Below are 15,994 nucleotides of genomic sequence, written 5' to 3' on the forward strand. Positions count from 1 at the left end.
GACCGTGACTTCCTCTGAAAAAACCCCGTTCTACATCACCACGRCCATCACGTACCCCAACGGGGTGCCGCATATCGGCCACGCCTACGAGTACATCGCCACCGATGCGATGGCCCGCTTCAAGCGACTGGACGGGTTCGACGTCTTCTTCCTGACCGGAACTGACGAGCACGGCATGAAGATCGCCCAGGCTGCCGAGAAGGAAGGCGTCACGCCCAAGKAGTTGGTGGACCGKAACGCCGAGATCTACAAGGCGGCCCACGCCGCCCTGGGGATCTCCTACGACCGCTTCATCCGCACCACTGACGCCGACCACTACGCGGCATCGCAGGCCATCTGGAAGAAGATGGAAGCCAACGGGGACATCTACCTGTCCAAGTACGAAGGCTGGTACTCCGTCCGCGACGAGGCGTACTACGGCGAGGACGAGACCGTTCTCAAAGATGACGGACTCCGCTACTCCCGCGAAACCGATACCGCGGTGACGTGGACGGCCGAGGAAAGCTACTTCTTCCGGCTCTCGGCCTACCAGGACAAGCTGCTGGCGCTCTACGAGGCGCACCCGGAATTCGGCGCACCCCAGTCACGGTTCAACGAGGTCATCAGCTTCGTCAAGCGCGGCCTGGAGGACCTGTCCATCAGCCGCACGACCTTCGACTGGGGCGTCCCGGTGCCCGGCAACGACAACCACGTCATGTACGTGTGGGTCGACGCGCTCACTAACTACCTCACCGGCGTCGGCTACCCCGACATCGAATCGGAATCCTTCAGGAAGTACTGGCCGGCCGATGTCCACGTGATCGGCAAGGACATTTCCCGGTTCCACGCCATCTACTGGCCGGCCTTCCTCATGAGCGCCGGGCTGGAGCTGCCCAAGCGCATCATGATCCACGGCTTCCTGCACAACAACGGCGTCAAGATGTCCAAGTCCCTCGGCAACGTGGTGGCGCCGGCGGACTTCGTCGCCCAGTACGGGCTGGACCAGGTGCGGTTCTTCTTCCTGCGCGAGGTCCCGTTCGGCGCGGACGGCAACTACAACCACGAGGCCATCGTGGGCCGGATGAACTCGGACCTGGCCAACAACTTCGGCAACCTGGCGCAGCGGTCGCTGTCCATGGTGGCCAAGAACTGCGAGGGCCGCGTGCCGGCGCCGGGCGGTTTCTCCGCCGAGGACACCGCGCTGCTGGACCAGGCCAACGCMCTGCTGGACACCGTCCGGGCCGCGTTCGAGAAGCAGGAGTTCAGCCGCGCGCTGGAAGCCATCTGGGCTGTACTGGGCGACACCAACGCCTACTTCGCCGAACAGGCCCCGTGGGTGCTGCGCAAGACCGACGTCGAGCGCATGAACACGGTCCTGTACGTGACGCTTGAGGTGCTGCGGATCGTGTCTATCCTGGCCCAGCCGGTCATGCCGACGGCGACGGCGGCCATCCTGGACACGCTCGGCCAGCCCGAGGGCGAGGCGCGCCGGTTCGCGGCCCTCGGCACGCCGATCGCCGCCGGCACCCAGCTGCCCGCCCCGGCCCCCGTGTTCCCGAAGTACGAGGAACCCGCCGACGCCTGAGCCGGCACACCTTCGGACCCGCCCGCAGATCCTGCGGCGTTTCGAGTGACGCTCCCGCACCTCCGCCTTGGAGGGGCGGGAGCGTCTCACTTTTTCCTGCAGGAAGTGCGGGGGCGTCGGCGGGGTGTTTGAATAGTGAGACAACTTGACCAGAATGTGGATCCCTTGGCTACCCTGAAAACATGAGCGCATCCACGATTGAYCTGGCAGTYATCCCSGGCGACGGCATYGGCCCCGAGGTCACCGCAGAAGCCCTGAAGGTTCTCGAGAAGGCCGCGGCCGCCGAGGGGATCGTGCTCCGGCAGACCCACTACAAGCTGGGCGCGGAGCACTGGCTGGAGACTGGGGAGACCCTGCCCGCAGCCACCCTCGAGGACCTCCGCACCCGCGACGCCATCCTGTTCGGTGCCGTCGGGGCAGCCCCCGGCGACACCCGGATCCCCTCCGGCATCATCGAGCGCGAGCTCCTGCTGAAGCTGCGTTTCAGCCTGGACCACTTCGTCAACCTGCGGCCCTCCCGCCTCTACGCCGGCGTCGGCAGCCCGCTCGCCAACMCCGGCGAGATCGACTTCATCGTGGTCCGCGAAGGCACCGAGGGACCCTATGTGGGCAACGGCGGCACGTTGCGTGCCGGAACACGCCACGAGGTCGCCACCGAGGTCTCGMTGAACACCGCCCACGGCGTGGAGCGCGTGGTCCGCGACGCCTTCCGCCGGGCCAACGACCGTCCCCGCAAGAAGCTCACCCTGGTGCACAAGCACAACGTCCTGKTCTTCGCAGGCCAGCTCTGGAAGCGCACGGTCGAGGCCGTGGCCCAGGAGTTTCCCGAGGTCACCCATGACTACCTCCACGTCGACGCCGCCACGATCTTCATGGTCACCGATCCGGCCCGCTTCGACGTGATCGTCACCGACAACTTGTTCGGAGACATCATCACCGACCTCGCGGCAGCCGTGACCGGCGGGATCGGCCTGGCGGCCTCCGGCAACATCAACATGGACCGCACCGCGCCGTCGATGTTCGAACCGGTCCACGGCTCMGCCCCGGACATCGCCGKMCAGCAAAAGGCCGACCCCACCGCCGCGATCCTCTCCGCCGCGCTCCTGCTGGACCACCTCGGGTTCGCCGGCGCCGCCCGGAAGATCGAGGCGGCCGTCACCGCCGACGTCGAGGCCCGCAACGGCACCGTCCGCACCACCAGCGAGGTGGGCGACGCCATCGCGGCCGCGCTGTAGCCCCCGGCCGCAGTCCCTGCGCAGTGGCTTGCCCGGCGGGGACCGCAGAACCGGTACTGCCAACGGGCGTAAGCTAGTTTCGAATCACCAAAATGCTGCCGTGGTCCGACGGTGAACCACGTTCCCACACCAGGCAGCCGATCGTGGAGGAACCATGACTCAGACTGCCCATGGCGTCGAATTCACCCAGCACCTGTCGGAGAACCCGAAGTCTGCTGAAGAGCGTGCAGCCATCMTGGCGAACCCGGGATTTGGYGACTATTTCACCGACCACACCGCGGTTGTCGACTACAGCGTCGACGCCGAGGGCAACGGCGGCTGGCATGACGCACGAATTGAGCCCTACGGTCCCATTTCCCTGGACCCATCCGCCGCGGTGCTGCACTATGGCCAGGAGATCTTCGAGGGACTCAAGGCCTACCGGCACGCCGACGGCTCGATCTGGACGTTCCGCCCCGAGGCCAACGCCGCCCGCTTGAACAAGTCCGCCCGGCGCCTGGCGCTCCCGGAACTGCCGGAGGAGTACTTCCTCGGCGCCATCCGCGAACTCGTCGCGGCTGACAAGGACTGGGTCCCGTCCGGCGACGGCGAGGCCCTGTACCTGCGGCCGTTCATGATCGCCACGGAGGCCTTCCTGGGCGTCCGGGCAGCGCGCGAGGTCTCTTTCCGCGTGATCGCCTCCCCGGCCGGCAACTACTTCGGCGGCGAGCTCAAGCCCGTCTCCATCTGGATCTCGMGTGAATACGCCCGCGCCGGCCGCGGCGGAACGGGCGCCGCCAAGTGCGGCGGCAACTACGCCGCCTCGCTGATCGCCCAGCAGGAGGCCGAGGCCCACGGCTGCAAGCAGGTCCTCTTCCTGGACCAGTTCAATGACAACGCGGTCGAGGAACTCGGCGGCATGAACGTCTTCTTCGTCATGAAGGACGGCTCGCTCGTCACCCCCGCGCTGTCCGGCACCATCCTGGAGGGCGTGACGCGCTCCTCCGTGATCCAGGTGGCCCGGGACATGGGCCGCGAAGTCACCGAACGCAAGATCACCCTGGATGAATGGCGCGACGGCGTTGCCTCCGGCGAKATCGCCGAGGTTTTCGCCTGCGGCACCGCGGCCGTCATCACCCCCATCGGCGTGCTCAAGGATGCCACCGAGTTCATCGGCTCCGAAGACGCAAAGGCGGGGGAGACCACCATGGCCATCCGTGCCCAACTGCTCGGCATCCAGACCGGCACAGTGGAGGACACCCACGGCTGGCTGAGCCGCCTCGCCTAGACACAAAATCCAGGCGCAGCATGTAGGACACGCTTTGTGACTGACGACGGCGGCCCGCACCTTTCGGTGGGGGCCGCCGTCGGCGTCCGGGACCTTGGTGAAAAAATGCGCTGACCTACGGCGTAACCTGTCCAACCGGCCCTGTTCGAGGCTGGAGCCGCGGGTGCACAATGAGCAGATGACCGGGCTTATCCAGGTTCTGGGCGTGGTCTTCGGGGGCCTGCTGATCGTCGTCGGTGTAGCCGAGTCGTTCTTCATCCGCGACMAGCGACTGCAACGGCTGTTCGTCGCCGAACCGGACGACGTCCAGGCCGCCTGGCTGGGGACGTTGAATCTCGGCTTCTACAACGTGATCTGGGGGATCGGTGCCATCGCGGGGGCCATCATGCTCKGGGGAGCCGATGCCGCAGCCGGCCAGGCGCTCCTATTGTTCGTTTGTATGAGCCATGTGGTTCTCGGCMTCATTTTGTTCCTGTCCGAGCGGCGGCTTTGGGGCAGCGCCATCGCAGAAGGACTCCTGCCGCTCATCATCGCGACCCTCCTGCTCGTCTAAGCCCTTCCGGGAGAAGTGCGAGGATGGGACCGTGACTTCCRAGACCTCCGCCGGCATTGTCCSCAGCAGCGAGCTGACCCGGTTCCGGCTCGCCCCGAACCCCGGGCCCATGAGCCTGGCCGGAACCAACTCCTATCTCATCGGCGCCCCGGCGGCGGCGACCAGCGTCGCTGTCGACCCCGGGCCCCTCGACGAACCGCACCTGCGGGCGCTGGCCGGGGAGGGCCGGATCGAGCTCATCCTGATCACGCACCGGCACGCGGACCACACCGCGGCCGCCGCGAGGTTTTCCGAGCTCACGGGCGCGCCGGTAAGGGCGGCGGATCCCGCGCACTGCCACGGTGCGCTCCGGCTGCAGGACGGCGAGACCATCCATGCCGCCGGGGTGGAGATCAGGGTCCTCGCGACGCCGGGCCATACCTCGGATTCGCTGTGCTTCCACCTGCCGCAGGACGGCCCGCACGGCTCGGTGCTGACCGGGGATACGATTCTTGGCTCGGGAACGACGGTGCTGGATTACCCCGACGGCACGCTCCKCGACTTCCTCGAATCGCTGGACAAGCTGGAGCGCCTCGGACCCGCCACAGTGCTGCCGGCCCACGGCCCCGTACTACCGGCGCTCGACGCGGTCGCCCGCGCCTACCGGGATCACCGGCGGGGCAGGCTCAAGCAGGTCCGGGCTGCCCTGGCGGCGCTGGGCTCCGACGTCGGCGCTGACGCCGATGTCCGTGCAGTCACGGACGCCGTGTACGCCGACGTCGATCCTTCCGTCCGCCGCGCCGCGGAGCTCTCGGTCGCGGCGCAGCTGGACTACCTGCACACTCACCCAACTAGCTCGCAGTAGAAGCCGTTTTCAGCGCTCAAAGCGGCCACAAGTGCGARCCACTTGGGAGGGGCGCCCGCCGGGGACGGTACGCTTGGAACCATGCGTATCGCYCGGTTTGTAGTTGATTCTGATCCCCTCTACGGCATCGTGGAAGGTGAGCCCGGCAGTGAGGAAGTCACTGTCATCAAGGGCGACCCCTTCTTCCACGGCGTGGAACGAACCCCCATGAGGCACAAGCTGGAAGACGTCCGCCTCCTGGCGCCGATCATTCCGCGCAGCAAGGTCATCGGCGTGGGCCGCAACTTCGCGGAACATGCCCGGGAGCTCGGCAACGACGTCCCGCAGCAGCCCCTGCTGTTCCTCAAGCCCAACACCTCCGTGATCGGGCCCAACGATCCCATTGTGCTGCCGGAGTTCTCCGAGGACGTGTCCTTCGAGGCTGAGCTGTGCGTCGTGATCGGCCGGATCTGCAAGGACGTACCCGAGGACCGGGTGGACGATGTGATTTTCGGCTACACCTGCGGCAACGACCTCACCGCGCGCGACGTCCAGAAGACGGACCTGCAGTGGGCCAGGGCCAAGGGCTTCGACACCTCGGCGCCGCTGGGACCGTGGATCGAGACCGACCTCGACACCGAGGACCTGCAGATCCAGGGCCGGCTCAACGGCGAACTGCGCCAGGACGGCAGCACCAACCAGATGATCCGCGGCGTCCGGGAACTCGTCTCCATCGTCTCGCAGGCCTTCACCCTCCTGCCCGGCGACGTCATTATGACAGGCACCCCGGCCGGCGTCGGCGCGGTGCAGGCCGGGGACCGCTTTGAGGTCGAGATCGAGGGCATCGGACGCCTCTCCAACCCGGTAGTGCGCCGGTAAGGGTTTTTCGCGCCGATTTCGGACAGCCGCACCGTGGATCCCCGGTGCGGCTGTCCGTTTTCGTAGCGGTATCCCGGACAGGCGGCGGCGGTAGAGATTGGTAATGTTGGTACCACTATGACTACTGCTTCCGCGTCCGACGCCGTCTCCAGCTCCGCCCCGCTTGCTGCCTCCACCGGTGAAGTCACCACTGACACCCCGGTCCGTGTCCGGTTCTGCCCGTCACCCACGGGCACCCCGCACGTCGGCCTGATCCGCACCGCCCTCTTCAACTGGGCTCACGCCCKGCACACCAAGGGCACGTTCGTGTTCCGGATCGAGGACACGGACGCGGCGCGCGATTCGGAGGAGAGCTACCAGCAGCTGCTGGAGGCCCTCAAGTGGCTCGGCATCACCTGGGAAGAAGGCGTGGAAGTTGGCGGCCCGCACGAGCCCTACCGCCAGTCGCAGCGGCTGGACCTGTACAAGGACGTCGTGGCCAAGCTGATCGACGCCGGMTACGCCTACGAGTGCTACTCCTCGCCGGAGGAAGTCGAAGCMCGCCACCGGGCCGCCGGCCGCGACCCCAAGCTCGGCTACGACAACTTTGACCGCGAGCTMACCGACGAGCAGCTCGCCGCGTTCAAGGCCGAGGGCCGCCAGCCCGTGCTGCGCGTCCGCATGCCCGATGAAGACGTCACCTTCAATGACATGGTCCGCGGCGAGATCACATTCAAGGCCGGCAGCATTCCGGACTACGTCATTGTCCGCGCCGACGGCTCCMCGCTCTACACCCTGGTCAACCCCGTGGACGACGCGCTCATGGGCATCACCCACGTGCTCCGCGGCGAGGACCTGCTCTCCTSCACGCCCMGCCAAGTGGTGCTGATCAAGGCGCTGATGGACATCGGCGTGGCCAGCTACATGCCGGTCTTCGCCCACCTGCCGTACGTCATGGGCGAGGGCAACAAGAAGCTCTCCAAGCGCGACCCGCAGTCCAACCTGTTCCTGCTCCGGGACCGCGGCTTCATCCCCGAGGGCCTGCTKAACTACCTCTCCCTGCTTGGCTGGAGCCTCTCCGCCKACGAGGACATCTTCACCGTGGATCAGCTGATCGAGAACTTCGACGTCAAGGACGTCCTGGCCAACCCGGCCCGCTTCGACATCAAGAAGGCCGAAGCCATCAACGGCACCCACATCCGCATGCTTGACCCGGAGGACTTCCGCGGCCGCCTGGTGCCCTACCTGCAGGCTGCCGGATTCGTGGGGGAGACCCTCACCGCCCGCGAGGAGGAAGTCCTGGCCGAGGCCGCGCCGCTGATCCAGGAACGCATCTCGCTGCTKGGCGAAGCGCCGGAGATGATCGCGTTCCTGTTCAAGGCCGACGACGCGATCGACGTCGCCGACGACGCCCGCAAGGGCCTGCCGGAAAACCTCACCGAAGTCCTCGACGCCGCCCTGGCCGCGCTGGAKCCCGTTGCCGACTGGACGGCCGAGAACATCCAGTCCGCCCTGAAGGAGGCCCTCGTGGAAGGCCTCGGCGTCAAACCGCGCCTGGCGTTCGGGCCCGTCCGCACGGCCGTCTCCGGCCGCCGGATCTCCCCTCCGTTGTTCGAATCCATGGTCATCCTGGGCAAGGACTCCTCCCTGGCCCGCCTCCGCGCCTTCCGCGGCTGACGTTCCGCCGATGGACACCGCGCCCGGATCCGGGACTGTGAACGAAACTGTGAACGAGACCATGGCCGGGGCTGTCCACGTGAACCTGGCCGGCCGCAGGCCGGGCCCCGCCATCCTGGCGGCGGGTCTGGGCGCCGGCGCTGTCCGCGGGGTTCTGTTCGACATCGATGACACCCTGGTAGACCTCGAATTCGCCATGACGACCGCTCTGCGTGACGTCAGTGAGCATCTCCTGCCCGGCCTCGATGAGGCCGGGTGGGTGAGGTTCGGGCGGATCTTCACCCACGAGACCACCCATTTCTACGACCGTTACCTGGCCGGTGAGTTGACGTTCAACGAGCAACGGCTGCTCCGCGGCCGGGCGGCGCTGGAGCACTTCGGCGTCGAACTGGAAGACGGCGAGCAAGCCCACCACTGGGTGACGTCCTACGCAAGCCGCCAGCACGGCTATGTCCGGGCGTTTGACGACGTCGGGCCGCTGCTGGATGCCCTGGACGCCGCCGGCATTCCCTACGGCGCCGTCAGCAACAACGTCCACGACTACCAGCGCGTGAAGCTGGACGCGGCCGGGCTGGCACGKATTGCCGTCCTGGTGGGGACCGATACCGTCGGTGCCGCCAAGCCGGACCCCGCCATATATCTCGAGGGTGTCCGCCGCATCGGCACCGGCCCGGGTGAAACGCTGTACATCGGCGACAACCGGCTACTCGACGCTGAAGGTTCGACGGCGGCAGGCCTCCTCGGCGTCTGGCTGAACCGCGGCGGGGAGCCGGCCCCGGGCTTCCTCGGACGCCAGGTCAGCTCCCTGCTTGACCTGCTGGCGTAGCCGGTTTCCCGGGCCTCCGCCCTGTGACGGCGCCTTTCCGCCGCACTCTCTCCCCGGAATCTCCCAAGGATTTGCGCAGGTTTTACTAAAGACGCTGTAGTATTCCCTGCGAATGCAAGTTCTTTAGTGGCACGGGCGGCTTCGCCCAACGACGGATGGGGGATCCGTGTATAAAGCTATGGCCAGATAYTATCGGGGGCTAGTGATTGGCCTGGCGATTGCCGGATTGATGCTGGCGGGGGTGGTGCCCGCGCACGCGGGGACGCCCATCAAGATTCTGCATGTGTTCCTCGCGGCGGGGCAGTCGAACATGTCCGGCCGCGGCCTGCCGATCGGCGGAGCCGCCGACGCGGCGGACCCGCGGATCTTCCAGTACGGAGCAAAAGTGCGCACCTTTCGGGCGGCGACGGTCCCCCTGGACATGCACGACACTGCGACCGGGATCTCGCCCGCTACAACGATGGCCCGCGAATACCTGGAAACCCAACCCGCGAATGTTKGGGTCCTCATCATTCCTGCAGCGCACGGCCGCACCGGATTCACAAGTGCCCCGGCTACCCTCACCTGGTCTGTCGGTGCAGCGACGGCACCGGCTTTAKATCTCCCGGGTCTGGCGGTCACGCAGACTCTCGAGGGAATGGCGGCCGCGAGGGCCGCCGGCTACGTGGTGCAGGTCAAGGGCATTCTCTGGCATCAAGGCGAAAACAATTCGACGATGTCCGCCGCGGCATACGGCGCGAAGCTGGATGAGTTGATTGGGTTCTTCCGGACAAAGCTCGCGGCGCCCACGCTGCCCTTTGTGCTGGGCCGCATGGCGYCTGAGGGCATTGCAGCCGTGYCGGGCCGKACCAATGTGGACATGAGCCACCAGGAGACCCCGGCCCGTGTGCCGTACACCGCAATCGCGCAATCCAAGACCGACGGCGTCAATGCCGGCGATACCACTCACTTCTCCCGGGACGGTATCCAGTATCTGGGGACCTCGTACCTGGCCGGCTATTGGAACGCCGCAGGTGTGGTCGCCATTCCGCCCATCRCACCGGTGCCGACGATCCGGGGCGCCGCCCAGGTGGGCACCACGCTCACCGCGATGCCCGGTGCCTGGGGCCCCGGGCCGGTGGCTTTGGCCTACCAGTGGTATCGCTCGCATGGAGAGATCAGCGGAGCGACCGGGGCATCGTACACGCCCGCTGMCGCTGATCTGGGGCGAACCATTACCGTGACCGTCACCGGTTCCCAGGCCGGCTACGCCTCCGCCTCGAGGACCTCAGGCGGCACCACCAAGGTGGTCCGCGGCCCCCTCGTCCCCTCGGTGCCGACTATTCKGGGCACCGTCAAGGTGGGCGCCCGGCTCACCGCGCTGCCCGGCACCTGGGGCCCCGGCCCGGTGACGCTGAAATACCAGTGGTACCGCTCGCAAAAGKCCATTGGCGGAGCAACGGGGGCTTCGTACAAGCCTGGCTCCGCTGACCGGGKGCGAACGCTGACGGTGAAAGTCACTGGTTCCAAGGCGGGGTACGTCTCCGCGTCCAGGACGTCKACCGGCACCGSTAAGGTCGCCGGCACGCGCTAGGAGTTCTGCGCCGCTGTCTGCTTCCGCCGCAGTGTCAGGAAAGCGCCCACGGAACCCAGCCCAAGCACGCCGACGAGTCCTAGCGCCATCGCGGCGTCGGACTGCCGGAGCACAGTGCCGGGAGACACCGCTGCGGCACCGGAATACAACGTGCCGGTGCCGTCAGCGATCCGGGCGTTCCCGTCCGCGAGCTTGTCCGCGCCCGTGGCAAGCCGTGAGGAGCCGTCGGCCAGCTTGGTGTTCCCGGCCGAGAGTTCGGAGGCCCCTGATGCCAGCGCCTGTGAGCCGTTGAGCAGTCCGGGGTTGGCGGGATCGCCCGGAGTTCCCTTGATGCCGGCGTTCAGGGCAACGGTTCCGTCGGCCAGCCKGGAGCTGCCGTCGGTCATCCGGGCGGCGGCCTTGAGCAGACCCGGGTGCTCGGGATCGCCGGGGACCCCKTCCATCCCGACACGGATCTTGGAGGTGCCGTCGGCCAGGAGCCGGGTGCCCAGCACCACACCCGGGTTGGCCGGGTCCTGGCTGTTGAGCTTGCCGGCCAGCGCGGCGAAACCGGCCGTGAGCTTTCCCGTGCCCGCATGCAATTGGCCCGCGCCGTCCTGCAGCCGCTGCGCGCCGGCCTGCAGCTGGGTGGCGCCGGCATCCAGCTTGCGTGCGCCCGCGGTGATCTTGGCGATCTTGTCTTTCACGACGGACAGCGGAACAAAGCCCTGGACGGGGTCGTTGGCCGCGGCCTGCAGGAGTTCCAGCGCCTGAGCCAGGGCAGCGGTCCCGGTTCCGGCTTCGGGATTGCCGTTGGCGCCGCGGTAGCCCTTGAGGTGGTCCGTGCCCGCGGCGAGTGCGGCGGTGCCCCCGGCAAGCTGGGCGGCGCCGCCGTCGAGCTGGGTGGCGCCGTCGGCGAGGCTGTTCTCGGCGTTGCCTGCCGGCGTCGGGGTCAGGGCGGCGGACAGCTGCACGGCCCCTGCCGCGRGCTTCTGCGCACCGTCATCGACCTTGTAGACGCCGGGGGCGAGCTTGCCGTTGACGTCGGTCTCGATCTTGACGGCGCCTTCGGCCAGTTCCCCGGCGCCGGCCTGGAGCTTGTCCGCCCCCGGGGCGAGCTGGCTGCTGATGCCCGAGTAGACCTTTTCCGCCCCCGCGGAAAGTTTGCCGGCCCCGGCATCGGCCAGGCTGGCGCCGTTGGCGAGTTTCCCGGCCCCGTCCTTCAACTGATCGGCCCCGGCCGAGGCCTGGCCGGCGCCGTCCTTGAGCTTGGCTGACCCGTCCGTGATGCGTCCCGTGACAAGGGTATAGAAGCCCAGCACGGCAATAAGCAGCAGCGCCAGGATGGCGATGGCAATTTGCTGCCCGCGKGTCCGGGCGCGGGTCTGACTGGCGGCGGCACGACTCTGTGGCACAGGTGAATCCTCTCGACGGTCTCGCCGGCAGCTGCTCTGCCACCGGCCACCCCGGAAGCTGTGATGCAGCTAACACTGGAAAATAGTCGCAAAGCTGCCCGCAGCAGGGCGGGGGAGGGGTGGTTACTCATTGGTAACTTACCGAGCGTAAACTTGTTTTCGCCGGATTGGCAAGGGTGGGCCCGGGTTTTCCGGCTGCGGTCGTCCCGCTCAGGGCGGAGGGGGCGTCCGCCCCGGCGCAGGATCGCCGATTTGTGCAAGTGAAAACTCTCGGGTAAAGTAATTACTCGTGCTGAGGCGCCGGGAGCGAGGGTTTAGGCCCAAACATCCGGTCCGAAAGTGCCATTGGGATATGGTGTAATTGGCAACACTACGGTTTCTGGTACCGTCATTCTAGGTTCGAGTCCTGGTATCCCAGCTCTGAAAATTCTCGGATTTCCGCGAATATTCGGAAGTTTTGAATCGGCTGAGCCGATTTGAAACAGCGGCCAAGTGTATGAAACAATCATTTGGCTTGAATGGCAGAAATGCTGTTCTGGAAGTACGCGGCCCCATCGTATAGCGGCCTAGTACGCTGCCCTCTCACGGCGGTAACGCGGGTTCGAATCCCGCTGGGGTCACAACGGAAACGGTCCCGGGCATCAGCCCGGGGCCGTTTCGCTTTTCCCGGGCCGCTGCCCCGGAGCCCCCAACCCCGCTTACCCCGGAACCCCCGCTCATCCGGGAACCCCCGCTCATCCCGTMGATTGCTCCGAAACTGCCCTTCTGGCGGGTCAAAAGGGCGGCTACGGAGCAATCGATGCAGGGTGACAACTTGTCCGGTACCGGGCCGTCGGCCGGTTACAGCCCGGCCGCGGCGTCGCGTACTTTGACCATGGTGCGAAGATTCCGGGTGGTGGTGGCGGCCTTGTACTTGGCCTTCGAGGAGAGTTTGCTGAACGGGCTGTCCAGGGTTCCGCCGGTGGGGGCGAGCCAGGCCAGGGCTTCCGGGCCCAGCTGCGTGAGCTCGGTCCCGTCCAGGGCGCGGCCGGACTCGAAGAGTTCTGCGAGCACACCGGTATCGGAGGCGAGGGTCAGGTAGGTGTGGGTGGACGCGTCGTCGGCCGGGTAGGGGCAGGCCTCCACGAGGGCTGCCACCCGGTCCGCCGTCAGCACCACCACCCAKGCGTCGTAGCCGAAGGTTTCCCGCAGGCACGCCTCGAATTCCTGTTTGACGCCGGCCTGGTCCAGCTCGCTGGCCAGCACCACGTTGCCGCTGGCCAGCAAGGTCTTGACGCCGGCAAAGGGACGGGACTTCAGTGCGTCCTTGAGATCGGCCATCTTGATGTTGATGCCGCCCACATTGATGCCCCGCAGGAACACCGCATAGCTTTTCATGGGCACAGCATACTTAGTCGTTGGTCTTGCGGAGCGCTTCCGTGAGGACACGGCCGGCGTTGCAGACCACTTCGGCGTGCAGCCGTCCAGGCTGGCGGGTCAGGCGCTCGATTGGACCGGAAATGGAGACGGCGGCAATCACCCGGCCGGACGGCCCGCGGACCGGGGCCGAAACGGAGGCGACACCAGGCTCGCGTTCGCCGAGGCTCTGCCCCCAGCCCCGGCGTCGTACTCCGGCCAGGACGGTGGGGGTGAAGCGGGCGGACTGGAGGCCTTCCAGGAGGCGGTCGTGATCTTCCCACKCCAGCAGCACCTGGGCGGCGGAGCCGGCCTTCATGGACAACTGGGTGCCGACGGGGATGGTGTCGCGCAAGCCGATGGGCCGCTCGGCGGAGGCCACGCAGACGCGCCAGTCGCCCTGGCGGCSGAAGATCTGGGCGCTCTCGCCGGTGGCGTCGCGCAGCTGCATGAGCACGGGTCCGGCGGAGGCGATGAGGCGGTCTTCGCCGGCGGCGGAGGCCAGTTCCACCAGGCGGCTGCCCAGGACAAACCGGCCCTGGATATCGCGGCTCACGAGCCGGTGGTGCACCAGGGCGAGGGCCAGCCGGTGCACGGTAGGCCGTKCCAGCCCGGTGGCAGCAACCAGCTGCGCCAGGGTGGTGGGGCCGGCCTCAAGTGCGTCAAGCACATGGGCCGCTTTATCGATGACACCGACTCCACTAGAATTGTCCATGTAATGATATTGACGTCTCATTATCTGAGATGCAAGTCAATGCGCTGGCGTATTACTTGGCTGTGCTGGTTCAGTGGAAGCAACAGCCCGCAGGAACGCACATTAATCACCGCAGTGAAGGGAGAAGGCCGTGGCAAAGACACTGGCCGAGAAAGTCTGGGACGCGCACGTGGTGCGCAAGGGGGACGGCGAAGGAGCCAACGCCCAGCCGGACCTCCTTTTCATCGACCTCCATCTGGTGCACGAGGTTACGTCGCCGCAGGCATTTGAGGGCCTGCGGCTCGCCGGCCGCAAGCTGCGCCGCCCGGACCTCACCATCGCCACCGAGGACCACAACACTCCCACGCTGGATATCGACAAGCCAATTGCCGACCTCACCAGCCGKACCCAGATCCAGACCCTGCGCAACAACTGCCAGGAGTTCGGCGTCCGCCTGCACTCCCTCGGCGACGCCGAGCAGGGCATCGTGCACGTGGTGGGTCCCCAGCTGGGCCTCACGCAGCCGGGTATGACCGTGGTTTGCGGCGACTCGCACACGTCAACGCACGGCGCCTTCGGGGCGCTCGCCATGGGCATCGGCACCTCCGAGGTGGAGCACGTCATGGCCACCCAGACGCTGTCGCTGAAGCCGTTCAAGACCATGGCCATCAATGTCGAGGGCACGTTGCGCCCCGGGGTGAGCGCCAAGGACATCATCCTGGCCGTCATTGCGAAGATCGGCACCGGCGGAGGCCAGGGCTACGTGCTCGAGTACCGCGGCTCCGCCATCCGGGCCCTGTCCATGGAAGCCCGGATGACCATCTGCAACATGTCCATCGAGGCCGGCGCCCGCGCCGGGCTGGTGGCTCCCGACCAGACCACGTACGACTACATGTACGGCCGTCCGCACGCGCCCCAGGGCGCAGAGTGGGACGCCGCCGTCGAATACTGGAACACGCTGAGCACCGACGACGGCGCGGTGTTCGACGTCGAGGTGGACCTCGACGCCGACACCCTGGAACCGTTCGTGACGTGGGGGACCAACCCGGGCCAGGGCGTGTCCCTGTCCGCGAAGGTGCCCTCGCCGAATGACTTCGGCGACGAAAACGCCAAGGCCGCCGCCGAACGCGCCCTGCAGTACATGGGGCTCGAGGCCGGCACGCCGATGAAGGACATCCGCGTGGATACGGTGTTMCTGGGCTCCTGCACCAACTCCCGGATGGAAGACCTCCGTGCCGCAGCGGACATCATCCGCGGCCGCACCAAGGACCCCAACATCCGCATGCTCGTTGTTCCGGGCTCGGCCCGGGTGCGCCTGGAGGCCGAGGCTGAGGGCCTGGACAAGGTCTTCAAGGACTTCGGCGCCGAATGGCGGTTTGCCGGCTGCTCGATGTGCCTGGGTATGAACCCTGACCAGCTGGAAGTGGGCGAGCGGTGCGCCTCCACCTCCAACCGCAACTTCGAAGGACGCCAGGGCAAAGGCGGCCGGACCCACCTCGTCTCGCCCGTAGTGGCGGCGGCGACGGCGGTGCGCGGCACGCTGAGCTCGCCCTCGGATCTGGACCCCGCTGCGGATTCCGCGGCGCTMCGAACMGGTGTCGCCTAGCCTCTCCCCAGATCTGAAGCGCGGGCCGCAATCCGGCCCTGAAGCCCAGATCAACACAGCCTCGATCCATACAGCCTGAGAAGGATCCGCCATGGAAAAGTTCACCACCCACACCGGAATCGGTGTCCCGCTGCGCCAGAGCAACGTCGACACGGACCAGATCATCCCCGCCGTGTACCTCAAGCGCATCACCCGCACCGGCTTCGAGGACKCKCTCTTCGCCGCCTGGCGCAAGGACCCGTCGTTCATCCTGAACCAGGCACCGTTCAATGCAGGATCCGTCCTGGTCGCCGGCCCCGACTTCGGCACCGGCTCGTCCCGTGAGCACGCCGTCTGGGCGCTCAAGGACTACGGCTTCAAGACCGTGCTGTCCTCCCGTTTCGCCGATATTTTCCGCGGCAACTCGGGCAAGCAGGGCCTGCTCGCCGCCGAACTGGCCCAGGACGACATCGAGCTCATCTGGAAAGAGCTCGAGAACGCCCCCGGCACCGAGGTCACGGTGGACCTCGTCTCCAAGACCGTGCAGTGC

The 15,994-nt window shown here is 67.0% G+C and carries 14 protein-coding genes and 2 tRNA genes; 13 read left to right on the top strand and 3 right to left on the bottom strand.

Annotated features, from left to right (window positions below):
• Positions 1-4: 4 nt before the first annotated feature.
• From metG to AC1DBQ_RS07175, 9 genes are all read left to right on the top strand, one after another.
• On the top strand, positions 5-1,564 hold the full coding sequence (gene metG, locus AC1DBQ_RS07135; protein ID WP_476927842.1) for a methionine--tRNA ligase: 1,560 nt from the start codon (positions 5-7) through the stop codon (positions 1,562-1,564).
• Positions 1,565-1,746: 182 nt separating this feature from the next.
• Complete coding sequence (locus AC1DBQ_RS07140; protein WP_476927843.1) at positions 1,747-2,799, top strand: 3-isopropylmalate dehydrogenase; 1,053 nt, start codon at positions 1,747-1,749, stop codon at positions 2,797-2,799.
• A 154-nt stretch (positions 2,800-2,953) separates the two neighbouring features.
• Entirely contained in the window at positions 2,954-4,066 is a 1,113-nt protein-coding gene (locus AC1DBQ_RS07145; protein WP_476927844.1) for a branched-chain amino acid aminotransferase, read from the top strand.
• A gap of 178 nt (positions 4,067-4,244) precedes the next feature.
• Complete coding sequence (locus tag AC1DBQ_RS07150; RefSeq protein WP_476927845.1) at positions 4,245-4,619, top strand: DUF1304 family protein; 375 nt, start codon at positions 4,245-4,247, stop codon at positions 4,617-4,619.
• A 31-nt stretch (positions 4,620-4,650) separates the two neighbouring features.
• The gene (locus AC1DBQ_RS07155) at positions 4,651-5,463 is read left to right on the top strand and encodes an MBL fold metallo-hydrolase (protein ID WP_476927846.1); all 813 of its coding nucleotides are present in this window, start codon (positions 4,651-4,653) and stop codon (positions 5,461-5,463) included.
• An 81-nt stretch (positions 5,464-5,544) separates the two neighbouring features.
• Positions 5,545-6,321: a fumarylacetoacetate hydrolase family protein gene (locus tag AC1DBQ_RS07160; RefSeq protein ID WP_476927847.1), complete on the top strand. Its 777-nt coding sequence runs from the start codon at positions 5,545-5,547 to the stop codon at positions 6,319-6,321.
• Positions 6,322-6,438: 117 nt separating this feature from the next.
• The gene (gene gltX / locus AC1DBQ_RS07165; RefSeq protein ID WP_476927848.1) at positions 6,439-7,977 is read left to right on the top strand and encodes a glutamate--tRNA ligase; all 1,539 of its coding nucleotides are present in this window, start codon (positions 6,439-6,441) and stop codon (positions 7,975-7,977) included.
• Positions 7,978-8,089: 112 nt separating this feature from the next.
• On the top strand, positions 8,090-8,803 hold the full coding sequence (locus AC1DBQ_RS07170; protein WP_476927855.1) for an HAD family hydrolase: 714 nt from the start codon (positions 8,090-8,092) through the stop codon (positions 8,801-8,803).
• A 178-nt stretch (positions 8,804-8,981) separates the two neighbouring features.
• Positions 8,982-10,376 (top strand): sialate O-acetylesterase, encoded by a 1,395-nt coding sequence (locus tag AC1DBQ_RS07175; RefSeq protein WP_476927849.1) that lies wholly within the window; start codon positions 8,982-8,984, stop codon positions 10,374-10,376.
• Here the strand turns inward: AC1DBQ_RS07175 and AC1DBQ_RS07180 are convergent.
• Complete coding sequence (locus AC1DBQ_RS07180; protein WP_476927850.1) at positions 10,373-11,770, bottom strand: hypothetical protein; 1,398 nt, start codon at positions 11,768-11,770, stop codon at positions 10,373-10,375. The two genes, AC1DBQ_RS07175 and AC1DBQ_RS07180, sit on opposite strands and share 4 nt — an antisense overlap.
• Before the next feature lie 346 nt (positions 11,771-12,116).
• Here AC1DBQ_RS07180 and AC1DBQ_RS07185 point away from each other — a divergent pair.
• Positions 12,117-12,188 (top strand) — tRNA-Gln (locus AC1DBQ_RS07185).
• 129 nt (positions 12,189-12,317) lie between these two features.
• Positions 12,318-12,390: transfer RNA gene (locus AC1DBQ_RS07190), tRNA-Glu, on the top strand.
• 220 nt (positions 12,391-12,610) lie between these two features.
• Here AC1DBQ_RS07190 and AC1DBQ_RS07195 read toward each other — a convergent pair.
• Both AC1DBQ_RS07195 and AC1DBQ_RS07200 read right to left on the bottom strand, forming a co-directional pair.
• Positions 12,611-13,147, bottom strand: coding sequence for a DUF1697 domain-containing protein (locus tag AC1DBQ_RS07195; RefSeq protein ID WP_116766627.1), 537 nt, complete (start codon positions 13,145-13,147; stop codon positions 12,611-12,613).
• Positions 13,148-13,160: 13 nt separating this feature from the next.
• On the bottom strand, positions 13,161-13,880 hold the full coding sequence (locus AC1DBQ_RS07200; protein WP_476927851.1) for an IclR family transcriptional regulator: 720 nt from the start codon (positions 13,878-13,880) through the stop codon (positions 13,161-13,163).
• Positions 13,881-14,010: 130 nt separating this feature from the next.
• On the opposite strand from AC1DBQ_RS07200, the gene leuC reads away from it, so the two are divergent.
• On the top strand, positions 14,011-15,465 hold the full coding sequence (leuC, locus tag AC1DBQ_RS07205; protein WP_476927852.1) for a 3-isopropylmalate dehydratase large subunit: 1,455 nt from the start codon (positions 14,011-14,013) through the stop codon (positions 15,463-15,465).
• Positions 15,466-15,556: 91 nt separating this feature from the next.
• A partial coding sequence (gene leuD, locus AC1DBQ_RS07210) for a 3-isopropylmalate dehydratase small subunit (RefSeq protein WP_476927853.1) occupies positions 15,557-15,994 on the top strand: 438 nt, incomplete at its 3' end.

The sequence above is a fragment of the Arthrobacter sp. 10T413_2 genome, assembly GCF_056394205.1.